This is a genomic window from Achromobacter spanius (genome assembly GCF_002812705.1).
GTDB lineage: Bacteria > Pseudomonadota > Gammaproteobacteria > Burkholderiales > Burkholderiaceae_B > Achromobacter > Achromobacter spanius.
This window is the reverse complement of record NZ_CP025030.1, coordinates 894,951-908,197: the sequence shown is the minus strand read 5'-3', so window position 1 is coordinate 908,197 and position 13,247 is coordinate 894,951. Positions and strand designations below refer to the sequence as shown.

The window sequence follows — 13,247 nt, the reverse complement described above, 5'->3', positions numbered from 1 at the left end:
GCCCTCCAGATTGCAGAATTGGCATTTGCCCGCGCGGCGCACACACTTGCCCGACAAGTTGGTCATCCATGACCGCGTTCGGAGACAAGCATGTTGCAAGCGCATCGCTGGCTGGCCGCGGGCGTGATGGCGGCCGCCATCGCCAGCCCGGCCCACGCCGCCTGGCCTGAACGGCCGATCACCCTGATCATTCCGGCTGCCCCTGGCGGCACCACCGACATCGCCGCACGGCTGATCGCCGACAAAATGGCCGCCAAGCTAGGCCAGCAGGTCATCGTGGAAAACCGCGCGGGCGCGGCCGGCATCATCGGCGCGCAGGCCTTGGCGCGGGCCAAGCCCGACGGCTACACCCTGCTGATGGGCAACATCGGCCCCAACGCCATCAACTACGCCCTGTACAAGACACTGCCCTACAAGCCGGCCGATTTCGCGCCCGTGACGCTGGTGATCTCGGTGCCCAACGTGCTGGTCGTCAACGAAGCGTCGCCTGCCCGCAGCGTGAAGGACTTGCTGGCCGAGGCCAGGCGCGACCCGTCCCAGGTGTCGTTCGGCAGTTCCGGCGCGGGCCAATCGCCGCACCTGTCCGCCGAACTCTTCAAGCAGCGCGCGGGCATCGCGGGCACGCATGTTCCCTACAAAGGGGCCGGCCCTGCCGTGGCCGCGCTGCTGGGCCAGCAGTTCACCTTCATGATCGACAACTTGCCCAGCTCGATGCCGTTCATCCAGTCCGGCAAGCTGCGCGCGCTGGCCGTCACCAGCGACAAACGGCTGGCCGAACTGCCGGACGTACCCACCATGGCCGAGGCGGGCGTCAAGGACATGGTGGTCACGGCGTGGTTCGGCTTGATAGCCCCGGCCGGCACACCGAAGGACGTGGTCGACAAGCTCTACGCCGCCGCGCGCGACGTGGTGCGCAGCCCCGACATCAGCGGCCGCTTCAAGGCCATGGGCGGGCAGGCGGGCGGCAACACCCCCGCCGAGTTCACGGCCTTCATTGACCAGGAGCGCGCCCGCTGGAAGCAGATCGTGGATACGGCCGGCCTGGCCCGGGAGCAATAAATGATCGACAAGATTCAAGCCTCCATGGCCGAGGCCGTGGCCGTGATTCCCGACGGCGCGTCCGTGTTGGTCGGCGGCTTTGGCGAAGCGGGCGTGCCTTACGAGTTGCTGCAATGCCTGGCGGATGCCGGGCGGCGCGACCTGACCATCATTTCCAACAACGCCGGCACGTTCGAACGGGGCATCGCCGCATTACTGATCCGCAAGCAGGTCAGAAAGATCATCTGCTCGCATCCGCGCCCGCCCAATTCCGATGCCTTCGCGCGCGCCTACGGGGCCGGCGAGGTCGAACTGGAATGTGTGCCCCAAGGCACGCTGGCCGAGCGCCTGCGCGCCGCGGGCGCCGGGTTGGGGCCGTTCTACACCCCCACCGGCTACGGCACGGAACTGGCCGAAGGCCGCCGCCAGGAAGTGATCGACGGCGTGGGCTACGTGCTGGAGCATCCGCTGCGCGCCGACTTCGCGCTGATCCGCGCGCATCTGGGCGACCGCTGGGGCAACCTGATGTACCGCCACGCGGCGCGCAACTTCAATCCGGTCATGTGCATGGCCGCGGGCCACGCCATCGCGCAAGTGGACGAGGTGGTGCCGCTGGGCACCTTCGTGCCGGAACAGGTGATGACGCAGGGCATCTTCGTGAAAGCCGTGGTGCGGGTGGAGGCCTGACATGCAAGACGCGAACAGCACGAACAGCAGCAACAACACCAACGCCGCGAACAACGCGCAAGACATCAAGGGCCTGACCCGGCAACAGATTGCGCAATTGCTGGCCAGTGATATCCCGGACGGCTCCATCGTCAACCTGGGCATCGGCATGCCCACGCTTGTGGGCGACTATCTTCCGCCCGACAAAGACATCCTGCTGCACAGCGAAAACGGCATCCTGGGCATGGGCCCCGCCGCCAGCGGCAAGGACGTGGACCCGGACCTCATCAACGCCAGCCGCCAGCCCATCACCTTGCTGGGCGGCGCGTCCATTACCGAACACACGGTGTCGTTCGCGATGATGCGCGGCGGCCATCTGGACTACGCCGTGCTGGGCGCGTTCCAGGTGTCGGAAAACGGCGATCTGGCCAACTGGAAGACCGACGCGGCCGACGCCATCCCCGCCGTGGGCGGCGCGATGGATCTGGCCGTGGGCGCCAAGCAGGTGCTGGTCACCATGGAGCATCGCGGCCGCGACGGCACGCCAAAGGTGCTGCGCCAATGCACCTATCCGCTGACCGGCAAGGGCGTGGTGACGCGCATCTATACCGACCTGGCGGTGATCGACGTAACGCCGGATGGGTTGGCCGTTTACGCCATGGTCGCCGGCGTCGACGCCGCCTTCCTGCGTTCCGTTACCGATGCACCCCTGACTTTCCCGGCGACGCCGCGCGCGATCGTCCTGGACCCGGCCGGCGCGCCGCGCTACGCCTGATTGTTAGCGCCCGGCCCGGGCCAAGGAGACCGTTGATGATCCGTTCCCTGTTCGCCGCAGCCTCGCTCTGCCTGGCGTCTGTGGGCGCCGCGCAAGCCGCGCCCACGTATCCCGACAAGCCCGTCACCTTGCTGATTCCATACCCGCCCGGCGGCAGCGCCGACATGCTGGCGCGCCCCTTGGGGGCGGAACTGCAAAAAAAGTGGGGCCAGCCCGTGGTGCTGGAATACAAGCCCGGTGCGGGCGGAGCGATCGCCTCCGCGCAACTGGCCCGCGCCAAGCCCGACGGCTACACCCTGCTGATGGTGCTGGCCGCGCACGCCATCAACCCCAGCCTGTACCCGTCTCTGCCTTACGACACACGGAAAGACTTTGCACCGGTCTCGCTGGTGGCAACCTTGCCGATGCTGGTGGCCGCGCCCCTGAGCACGCCGGCCAACAACATTGCCGAGCTGATCGCCTACGGCAAGAGCCATCCCGGCAAGCTCAGCTTTGCATCGGCGGGCAACGGCAATACCAGCCATCTGGCTGCCGAGATGTTCAAGAGCCAGACCGGCGCCGACATGATGCATGTGCCCTACAAAGGCAGCGGCCCGGCCGTGGTGGCGCTGTTGGGCGGCGAGGTCTCGTTGATGTTCGACAGCATTTCTACGTCGTTGCCGCAGGTGCAGGCCGGCAAGTTGAAGGCGCTTGCGGTGACGGGCGAACGCCGTTCACCCCTGCTGCCCGATGTGCCGACCGTGGCCGAGACCGTCCCCGGCTTTGTGGTGAACGGCTGGTACGGCGTGCTGGCGCCCGCGGGCACCCCGCCCGCCGTGGTCAACGCCCTAAGCCGCGCCATCGCCGACGCCGTGGCGGTGCCCGCCTTGAAGCAGCAACTGATGGGCTATGGCTATGAAACCGTCGGGTCCACGCCGGAAGCCTTCGCCAGCCATATCGAGCGCGAACTGGACACGTGGAAGCAGGCGGTTGAGCAGTCGGGCGCCAAAGTGAATTGACGTCTGTCGTTCACCAGCAGGATATGTGGCGGGGCGACATCACTACATTCCCTGCGTGTTTCCTTTGAGAACTTTCTCATATTGCTTGCCAAGTGAAATCGAAACAATGACTGCCATCCCCCACTTGGGGAAACAGGCATTCGGAGATTTCGGTGAATAAGAAGATTGTTGCGGCAAGTTTGGCCTTTTCGTCCCTGCTGTTGTGCGGCAGCGCGATGGCAGCGGATGTGAAGTTGGTGTTCACGGGCAAGGTGTCTCCGTCCACCTGCAAAATCGGCGACAGTGATGAGGGCCAATACGTCAAGGCAGTTACACTGCCCAACGTCAGCACTCGTGCATTGGCCAAGCAGAACGATGTGGCCGGCCGCAAGCTGGTCGAGTTGAAGCTGTCCGGCTGCTCGGGCAGCAAGGTCACCACGCGCTTTAACAACGGTTCGAGCGTCGATCCCAACACGGGCGCCTTGATCAACCAGGCACTGCCCAGCGGCGACGGCGAGACGCCGTCAAACGCCCAAGTCCAGCTGCTGAACAGCAAATACCAGCCGATCCGCCTGTCCGACAACTCTGGCACTGAAACCTTCAGCATCGAGGGCAATGCCGCGAACATTGAGTTCTACGCGCAGTACCTGGCGGCCACCAGCAACACCACGCCCGGCCCGGTCCATGCCGAAGTCCTGCTGGACCTGATCTACGAATGAAGCCGATCCCCCTTGAGCGCATGCTCGGGGGGCTTTCGGACCACGCAAGCCGGGCCACGCTTCGCCGTTTCTGCGCGTTGCTGTGCCTGGCATGTGCGACCCTGCTGCCCCCTGCCGCCCAATCCAATGTGGTGATCGGTGGTACGCGCATCATCTACCCCGCCGAAGAACGCGAAGTCACATTGCGCCTGACCAATGAAGGCGGCAAGCCGGCGCTGGTGCAGGCCTGGATAGACGACGGCGACCTGGATTCAAGCCCCGACGAAACGGACGTGCCCTTCGCGATTACGCCGCCGCTGGCGCGCGTCAATCCGCGCATGGGTCAGACGCTGCGCATTGCCTATATTCCCCAACCTGGCGTTGCGACGGATCGCGAATCCGTGTTCTGGATGAACGTGCTTGACGTTCCCCCCCTGCCGTCCGCCCAGGTTGCGAACCACATGCAATTGGCTTTCCGCAGCCGCATCAAACTGTTCTACCGCCCCGCCGGCCTGTCCGGTTCACCCCGCCAGGCCGCCGAGCGCCTGAATTGGCGCGTGGTGGCCACCAGCAAGGGCGGGGCGCTGCAAGTGCGCAATGACAGCGCATTCCATGTGTCTCTGACCGCCGTGACCGTGCAGCTTGGCAATGGACGTGACGTTACCGTGCCCGCTCAAATGTTGCCGCCACTATCCGTGACGGATCTGGGTCTTGGAAAATTGTCGAATGCGGCGGGCGCCAAGGGCGCCGTGGCGTTTGAATGGATCAATGACTATGGCGCCGCCGAGCGGCGCGAAAGTCCGCTTGAGCCGTAGGCCGCGCCGTGTCTCGTCACGTACGGTTGAGCATCGCATTCCTGCTTTTTTCCGGTTTGCTCAGCGCCACGCTCCAAGCGCAGGAACCCGTTGAGTTCAATCCTGCGTTCTTTGGTGGACGCAACGGGAAAGCGGTCGATTTGTCGCGCTTTCAAGGCGGCAATGCGCTGACTCCCGGGGTCCATCAACTGGACCTGTATCTGAACGGCAACCACGTCGGGCGGCAGCAGGTCCGGGTGCGCGTGGCTGATACCGCCACTCCGTCGGCCACAACACCGGCCACCACCGCGGCGCATGCCGACGCCCAACCCTGCCTGCCCATGAAGGTGTATGAGCGGATCGGCGTCAACATCCCGCTGCTGAACGCGGAGCAGGCCGAGCCGGTGTCCGACGAACAATGCGTAGGGCTGGAGGGCCTGCCGCCTTCCAGCCGCTTTGATGTGGATATGTCAGAGCTGCGCGCGGACCTTTCCATTCCGCAGATCTATATCAAGTCCACGGCGCGCGGCTATGTGCCGCCCGAAGAGTGGGACTCGGGCATCGACGCCGGCTTTCTGGGGTATGGCATCAACCTGTCGTCCAACCGCTTTGGCAACCGCACCGAGCGCCAGTTCTTCAGCAGTACAAACGCGGGCCTGAATCTGGGCGACTGGCGCTTTCGGCACAACGGGTCTTTCAGCTATACCGATCTGCCGGGCGCTCTCCAGCGCAGTCGCTATCAGGCGTTAAGCAGCTATGCGCAGCGTGAAGTGACCGCGGCCAGCGCCCAGCTGACGCTGGGGCAGTTCTACACGCCCGGCAATCTCTTTGACAGCATGCCGTACACGGGCATTCAACTCAGCAGCGACGAACGCATGCTGCCGGACTCGATGCGCGGTTTTGCGCCGGTGGTGCGTGGCGTGGCCGATACCACGGCCAAGGTCAGCGTGCGCCAGGGCACCAGCCTGTTGTATGAAACGACCGTGTCGCCCGGGCCTTTTGCCATCGATGATCTTTACAACACCGGTTACGCCGGGGATCTTGACGTGACCATCACCGAAGCGGACGGGCGAACCAAACAGTTTGTGGTGCCCTATGCGTCGGTGGCTCAGTTGTTGCGCCCGGGTAGTTCGCGTTTCAGCGTGACGGGCGGACGGTATCGCGATGACACCCTGGATGCACCGCCCGCGTTCTTGCAGGGAACGTATCAGCGCGGGCTGTCCGATACGGTGACGGGCTACGGTGGCGTCATCGCGGCGCAGCAGTATCGGGCGATGCAGGGCGGCGTTGCCTTGAGTACGCCGCTGGGCGCATTGGCGGCGGACCTGACGCAGTCGCACGCCACAACGAAATCAACGCGCAGCCCGTCAAGCGGGCGCAGTGTGCGGCTGAGCTATAGCAAGCTGGTGGAGCCTACATCGACGAACTTCAGCGTGGTGGCGTATCGGTTTTCCAGCGAAGGCTATCTGAGCCTTGGTGAATTTGCACGCCTGCGCGAATCGCGCGGCACGGTGGCATATGGTGGCAAAGAGCGCAGCCGCCTCCAGTTCAACGTCAGCCAACCCCTGGGCGAAGGCTACGGGCACGTGACGCTGGCCGGGGTGGCGCAGAACTACTGGAACCGCCACCAAAGCCGCGATACCAGCTACTACGCCAGCTACTCCAATGGCTACGCTTGGGGCAGCGTCAATATCAGCGTATCCCGCACGCGGGACCAGGGCGGCCGCTTCGGCAACCAGTATCTGCTTAGCCTCAACCTGCCCTTGGGGCGTGGGCCGAACTCGGCGTATCTCAGTACATCGTTGAACCTTGAAGGCAACGGCAAGCGCGGCACCAACGCTTCTGTTAGCGGATCAGCCGGTGATACGGGGCAGTTTGGGTACAACGTGTACGGAACGTATAACCGTACCGACAACCAAGGCAGCCGCAACCAGGGCGGCAGCTTGCGCTATGACACGGCACACGCGAACTACACCTTGTCGGGCAGCGGCGGCGGCGGCTATCGCCAGTTCGGCGCAGGCATGCGCGGCACCTTGATCGCCCACGCGGGAGGCATCAACGCGACCCAGGCGCAGGGTGAAACGATGGCGGTGCTTGAAGCGCCCGAGGCCTACGGCGCGGGAATCGTCTCGGGCGCGCGCGGGCGCATCGGCAGTAACGGTTATGGCGTCATGGCGGGCCTGATGCCGTACCGCCGCAACGAGGTCGGGCTGGATCCCAAGGGCACGTCACGTGATGTCGAACTGGAAATCACGTCGCAGCAGGTTGCCCCGCGCGCGGGGGCGGTCGTGTTGTTGCGTTACCCCACCGTGTCGGGTCGGCCGATCTTGTTGAAACTGGTGCGTGATCGTGGTGCGACGATACCCATGGGCGCGGAAGTCATCATCCCGGGTATCGACGCCGTCACGCTGGTGGGCCAGGGGGGGCGGGCCTTTGTGCGCGGCTTGCAGGGGCACGGGCAGTTGGCGGTCAAGTGGGGAGAAGCTGCCGACCAGCAATGCCAGGCCATCTATCAGGTGGACGAGCAGGCGGTGCCCGAAGACGCGCGTTACTACCCGCAGTTGGAGTTGTCGTGCACGACCGTCCAACCCTTTGCTCTACAGGAATCAGCGTCATGAATACAAACTTGCGGAGGGCGGTTTTTGGAGTCGCCCTGTTGATGTGCCTGGCGCGTCCGGCTTGGGCGAAATGTACCGGACTGTCTTTGACGACGACCATCACCGCGCAGCACTTGAAAGAAATGAAGCCGCCGCGTGACGCGGCGATAGGCAGCACGATATACAAGAAAACGATCAACGAGGGGATTGCCTATCTCCATTGCAACACCTTCGGCGAGCGGTTCGAGTATGGTTTGCAGGCGGGGGCGAAAGCGGTGCCGGGTTACAAAAACGTGTATGAGAGTGGCATCCCGGGCATTGGTATGCGCATATTCTGGACGCACGAAGGGGGTGTGTATATGAACTACCCCCGATATGGTTTTAAGCTCGGAAACTTCCACTATTCCCCGCCGCAGCATTTCGAGTTCGAACTCATCAAGATCGGCCCCATCAAATCCGGCGTGTCCTTCGCGCATCGCGCGGATGTTTATTACGGCGCGCTGCGCAGCAATATGGTGCTCTTCAGCAACGTGCCTTACGAGGTCAACAGCAGCGGCTGTACGGTGGACGGCGGGCCTTTGGTAGAGGTGGAACTTCTTACGATCAACAACCGTCACCTGGGTCATCGCGGCGCCACGGCCGCGGACAAGGCGTTTGGCATCAAGCTGAAATGCGATCAAGGCGTCAAGGTGGCCTATCGGATCGATGCGGATGGCACGCCGGAACACGTCATCAAGAACGCTCAAGGGGGCGAGATGGCGCGGGGCGTCGGCGTGCAATTGCTGCGGGGCGATCTCGGCAGCAATGTCGTCCAACCGCTTGCGACCCGTACTGAATTCACGACCGCCGTGACGACGGTTGACGAGGAAAAGCTGACCATCCCGCTGGTGGCGCGCTACTACCAGACCGATGACACGCTGGTGGCGGGAAAAATCAATGCCACGGCCACCGTGACGCTGTTCTACGAATAGGGATCAGTGGCCAGGGCAGTGACCGGGGCGGGCGCGGATGAAGCGGCCCGCCCACTTTCCTACACCGTCAGCACGCAGTCCAGCGCTTCGGGCGCGTTCAGCTTGACGCGGAACGCGCGCAGCTCGTCGCGCCGGAATACATGCACCGTCACGCGGTCGCCGGGCAGATACTGCGACAGCAGCATATCCAGGCCTGCCGGTGATTCCACGCGCAGCCCGTCCAGCGCCACCAGCACATCGCCCGCCGACAACCCACCCTTGTGGCCCGCGCCGCCTTCCAGCACCGTGGCGAGCATCACCGCGTCACCCTGCTTGCGGGGGCGGACATCCAGAGTCGGAATGCTCATCGCCGTCTTCCATTGCAGCGTGATGCCTTGATCGGCCAGCAGTTCGGCCAAGGGCACATCCGCCGTGCCATAGGCATGGCGCGCGATGAAGCGGCGAGTGTCGACGCCGGTGGCTTCCCGGATCAGGCCGGGCAGCGCGTCTTCCGCCAGGCCTTGCGGCTTGCCTTGATAAAAGTCGCGGCCGTAGCGGTCCCACAGCAGGCGCATCACGTCGTCCAGCGAATGCGCGTTGGCGCTTTCGCGGCGGATCAACAAGTCCAGCCCCAATGCCACCAGCGCGCCCTTGGTGTAATAGCTGACCAGCGCGTTCGGCGAATTCTCATCTTGCTTGTAATAGCGCGTCCAGGCGTCGAACGAGCTTTCCGCCACCGATTGCTTGGCGCGACCCGGGGTGCGGGCCACACTGGTGATGGTCTTGGCCAGCAAGCGCAGATACTCCGTTTGCGTGATGACGCCCGAGCGCAGCAGCAGCAAATCATCGTAGTAGGACGTGAAGCCTTCGAACACCCACAGCAGGCGGGTCAGGTCCGGCTGCTCAAGATGGTAGGGTGCAAAGGCCTGCGGCTTGATGCGCTTGACGTTCCAGGTGTGGAAGTACTCATGGCTGACCAGCCCGAGGAACCCGCGATAGCCTTCGCCCTGGCCTTGCTGGCCCAGCACGGGCAGGTCCTTGCGCGCGGTCATCAGCGCGGTGCTGGCGCGATGCTCCAGGCCGCCGTAGCCGTCGCCCGTGATCATCGTCATGAAGACGTAGCGGTTGGAACTGTCCAGGAAGGGCGCGCGCTTGGTGCGCGGTTCGAAGAATTCAATCTGCGTGTCGCAAATTTTCTTTACGTCGGTCGCGATGCGCGCCAGGTCCAGATTGGGCGCAACGCCGGTGAAGACCAATTCGTGCTCGGCGCCGTGGGATGTAAAGCGGGCAACCTGCGGTGTGCCCATTTCCACCGGATGGTCGATCAGCGCGTCGTAGTCGGGTGCCTGATACAGGCCGAAGCCGTGGCGGCGTGCCGCGCCGCGCTGGCCGGCGGCTTCGGGCAGGCTGGTGTAGACCTTCCAGCCGTCGATGCCGCGCGGGGGCGCAAGGTCCACCAGGCAGGGCAGGTGATCTTGCCCATGCACACGCAGGAACACGCTGGTGCCATTGAAGAAGCCGTGGGTTTCGTCCAGGTGCGCGCCGCGTACCGACAAGTCCCAGGCGTACACCACGTACTCCACCCGCAGCGGGCCGTCGGTGGGGGCGACCTGCCAGGTGTGGTTGTCGATCTTGTCGACAATCACGCGGCGCGAGCCCGCGTGGGCCGTTACGGATTCGATCTGGCGCGAGAAGTCGCGGATCAGGTAGCTGCCCGGAATCCAGGCCGGCAAAGACAGGCGCTGACCGTCGGGCGAGGGCGTGTCGATCGTTAGGGTTATCCGGTAGCGGTGTCCGGCCGGGTCATGGGGCGTCAGGCGGTAAAGTACGGGGCAAGCGTTGTCTTTTTTCATGCTCGTATCTTATTTCATACTTCCTACTGGAGACATTCAATGAGCGAGTCGTTTGTACTGGTCGAAACCCGGGGCCGCGTCGGTCTGCTGACGCTGAACCGCCCCAAGGCGCTCAACGCGCTGAACGATCAACTGATGGATGAGCTCGGCGCGGCGCTGCTGGCGTTCGAGGACAACGCCGACATCGGCTGCGTGGTCATCACCGGCAGCGAAAAGGCGTTTGCCGCGGGCGCGGACATCGGCGCCATGAAAGACTGGTCGTACATGGACGTGTACGGCAGCGAATACATCACCCGCAACTGGGAAACCCTGAAGCGCATTCGCAAGCCCGTGATCGCCGCCGTGGCCGGCTACGCCTTGGGCGGCGGTTGCGAACTGGCCATGATGTGCGACATCATCATCGCCGCCGACACCGCCAAGTTCGGCCAGCCCGAAATCAAGCTGGGCGTGATTCCCGGCGCCGGCGGCACGCAGCGCCTGCCGCGCGCGGTGGGCAAGGCCAAGGCCATGGACCTGGCCCTGACCGCCCGCATGATGGGCGCCGAAGAAGCCGAACGCGCCGGCCTGGTGTCGCGCGTGGTCGCTGCCGACAAGCTGATGGAAGAAGCGCTGGACGCCGCCACCGTCATCGCGTCGATGTCGCTACCGTCCGTCATGATGGCCAAGGAATGCGTGAACCGCGCGTTCGAAGGGTCCTTGAACGAAGGTCTGTTGTTCGAGCGCCGGGTGTTTCATTCCCTGTTCGCCACCGAAGACCAGAAGGAAGGCATGGCCGCATTTACCGAAAAGCGCAAACCGGACTTTAAACACCGTTAAAGCTTGTTACTACCGCAAAACGCCTGCGGTTTTGTCGCAGAAAGCCCAGCGCGCCCATTCCGGCGCGCTTTTTCATGGGCGCGTGGGTGTTGCACGGCCGTTGCGCATTGAAACGTCTGGGCAGCACCTTGTTGCAGGCTTCTTCCCTATGCTGGTTGAGCGACATCAAGAGGTGCCGCGCCAGAGCGGCTTGCCCCACTGGCAAGTCCCGCGCGGCGGCTCGCTAGCAAACAAAATCAAGAAGGAGCCTTGCATGCGTACATTTATTGCTCGCCGCCGGTGGTCCACCGCGGTGCTTGCCGGTGCCTTGAGCGCCTGCGCCATGACCGCCACCCAGGCTCAAGCGCCGCAGTCCACGCTGCGGCTGGTCTCTGAAACGCCGTATCCGGCGTCGTCCGCGCCCGCCCCGCAAATGAGCGAACAGGAACTGCGCGACACGGCGATCGACGCCTACGTCTACGCCTATCCGATGGTGCTGATGGAACTGGCGCGCCGCAAGGCCACCGCCGTACAGACGCCTCTGGATGGGCGTGCGCCGGTCAACCAGTTCGGCCACAAGACCGCTTTCCCGGATCCGCGCGCCGCCGACGCCCCGTGGCCCAGCGCCGATGCGCTGTATTCCAGCCTGTGGTTCGACGTGTCGCAAGCGCCCTTGATCGTGAACCTGCCGGATACCGGCGGCCGCTATTCGGTGCTGTCGGCGCTGGATATGTGGAGCGACGTGTTCGCCTCGCGCGGCACGCGCACCAACGGATCCGGCGCTCAGTCGTTCGCCATCGTCGGCCCCAATTGGCAGGGCAGCGTGCCCGCGGGTGTCGACGTCATCCACAGCCCCACCTCCACGGGTTGGCTGATCGGCTGGACGCAGGCCAAGGGCCCGCAGGACTATGCCGCCGTCAATCAGATCCAGGCAGGCATGACGGCCTCGCCGATGATGGCGCCGATGGCCGCGACCCCGTCATCGCGCAACCGCAACGCCGGCAACGCGTATCCGCAAACCGGCTCGCGCGTGGGCTCGGCGCCCATCGGCAGCGGCTTGCCGATGCCGATGCCGGTGACGGTGCCCGACGGCACGCCGGCCGAACAAGCCGCCAGCATGGACGCGGCCTCGTTCTTCACGCTGTTCTTTGATGTGATGCGCAACAACCCGCCGCACGCCAACGACACGCCGATTCTTGACCGCATGCGTCGCATCGGCCTGGATAGCCGTCAACCGTTCTCGTACGGACGCCTGAGCCCGGCCGTGCAGCAGGCGCTGGCCGACGCGCAGCCGATGGCGGGCCGCCGCATTGCGGATGGAGTGTCGCGCCTGGGCACGCCGATCAATAACTGGAATACCGTGCTGTCGGGCATCGGCACCTATGGCACCGACTATTCCCGCCGCGCCGCGATTGCCTATGCAGGCCTGGGCGCGCCCACGCCGGAAGACGTGCTTTACCCGGTGACCATGTCGGACTCCAAGGGTCGCCAGCTCGATTCGAACGAAGACTACGTGCTGCATTTCGACAAGGGCCAACTGCCGCCGGCCAATGCGTTCTGGTCGTTGCATGTCTATAACGACAAGCATGGCTTTGCTGAAAACCCCGCCAACCGCTACGCGCTGCGCAGCACCGACGACCTGAAGTACAACGACGATGGTTCGCTGGACATCTACATCCAGCGCCGGGATCCGGGTGACAGGAAGCGTTCGAACTGGGTCAGCACGCCGGCCGCCGACGGCAAGTTCCTGTTGAGCATGCGCCTGTACTGGCCGCAGGACACGGCGCTGGACGGCCTGTGGGCCCCGCCGCCCGTCAAGGAAGACTGATCTTCGGCGTGGGTTAGCACCGCCCACCGGAACCAAAAGCGGCCCTTCGATGAAGGGCCGTTTTTTCGTGCCGAGGCCGCGCTGCGCAAGGCTTGCGCAGCGCGCGGCCAGCGCGGTTCGCGTCCCTAATTTCGATGTTTGCCGGGACGTTGCGCGCACCTTACAAACTCCCGAAAGTTCATTTGCTTGGGCAAAAAGATTCAAGCTATACTCTGCGGGTTTGACGCTTGCGGGATAAGAACACGTGGCGGCCGGGTAGGTAAAAGTAGTTGAAAG

The 13,247-nt window shown here is 64.2% G+C and carries 11 protein-coding genes; 10 read left to right on the top strand and 1 reads right to left on the bottom strand.

Annotation, left to right across the window (positions count from 1 at the left end):
* Window positions 1-90: 90 nt before the first annotated feature.
* The 8 genes from CVS48_RS04180 (at window position 91) to CVS48_RS04145 (ending at window position 8,516) form a co-directional block, all read left to right on the top strand.
* Window positions 91-1,059 (top strand): Bug family tripartite tricarboxylate transporter substrate binding protein, encoded by a 969-nt coding sequence (locus tag CVS48_RS04180; RefSeq protein WP_100853375.1) that lies wholly within the window; start codon window positions 91-93, stop codon window positions 1,057-1,059.
* Complete coding sequence (locus CVS48_RS04175; protein WP_100853374.1) at window positions 1,060-1,725, top strand: 3-oxoacid CoA-transferase subunit A; 666 nt, start codon at window positions 1,060-1,062, stop codon at window positions 1,723-1,725.
* Window position 1,726: 1 nt separating this feature from the next.
* Entirely contained in the window at window positions 1,727-2,479 is a 753-nt protein-coding gene (locus CVS48_RS04170) for a 3-oxoacid CoA-transferase subunit B (RefSeq protein ID WP_242001372.1), read from the top strand.
* 35 nt (window positions 2,480-2,514) lie between these two features.
* Window positions 2,515-3,477 (top strand): Bug family tripartite tricarboxylate transporter substrate binding protein, encoded by a 963-nt coding sequence (locus tag CVS48_RS04165; RefSeq protein ID WP_100853373.1) that lies wholly within the window; start codon window positions 2,515-2,517, stop codon window positions 3,475-3,477.
* A gap of 152 nt (window positions 3,478-3,629) precedes the next feature.
* The gene (locus CVS48_RS04160) at window positions 3,630-4,175 is read left to right on the top strand and encodes a fimbrial protein (RefSeq protein ID WP_100853372.1); all 546 of its coding nucleotides are present in this window, start codon (window positions 3,630-3,632) and stop codon (window positions 4,173-4,175) included.
* Window positions 4,172-4,969 carry a fimbria/pilus periplasmic chaperone gene (locus CVS48_RS04155; protein WP_100853371.1) on the top strand — a complete coding sequence of 266 codons (798 nt, stop codon included), beginning with the start codon at window positions 4,172-4,174 and terminating at the stop codon, window positions 4,967-4,969. Before CVS48_RS04160 ends, CVS48_RS04155 begins: the two co-directional genes overlap by 4 nt.
* Window positions 4,970-4,977: 8 nt before the next feature.
* On the top strand, window positions 4,978-7,566 hold the full coding sequence (locus tag CVS48_RS04150) for a fimbria/pilus outer membrane usher protein (RefSeq protein WP_100853370.1): 2,589 nt from the start codon (window positions 4,978-4,980) through the stop codon (window positions 7,564-7,566).
* Window positions 7,563-8,516, top strand: coding sequence for a fimbrial protein (locus CVS48_RS04145; protein WP_157814448.1), 954 nt, complete (start codon window positions 7,563-7,565; stop codon window positions 8,514-8,516). Before CVS48_RS04150 ends, CVS48_RS04145 begins: the two co-directional genes overlap by 4 nt.
* Before the next feature lie 59 nt (window positions 8,517-8,575).
* Here CVS48_RS04145 and CVS48_RS04140 read toward each other — a convergent pair whose 3' ends face one another.
* Window positions 8,576-10,348, bottom strand: a complete 1,773-nt coding sequence (locus CVS48_RS04140; protein ID WP_100853368.1) for a M61 family metallopeptidase — start codon at window positions 10,346-10,348, stop codon at window positions 8,576-8,578.
* A gap of 39 nt (window positions 10,349-10,387) precedes the next feature.
* Between CVS48_RS04140 and CVS48_RS04135 the strand changes: the two genes are divergently transcribed.
* Both CVS48_RS04135 and CVS48_RS04130 read left to right on the top strand, forming a co-directional pair.
* Complete coding sequence (locus CVS48_RS04135; protein ID WP_050446775.1) at window positions 10,388-11,164, top strand: enoyl-CoA hydratase; 777 nt, start codon at window positions 10,388-10,390, stop codon at window positions 11,162-11,164.
* A 253-nt stretch (window positions 11,165-11,417) separates the two neighbouring features.
* The gene (locus tag CVS48_RS04130) at window positions 11,418-12,971 is read left to right on the top strand and encodes a DUF1254 domain-containing protein (RefSeq protein WP_100853367.1); all 1,554 of its coding nucleotides are present in this window, start codon (window positions 11,418-11,420) and stop codon (window positions 12,969-12,971) included.
* Window positions 12,972-13,247: the final 276 nt, after the last annotated feature.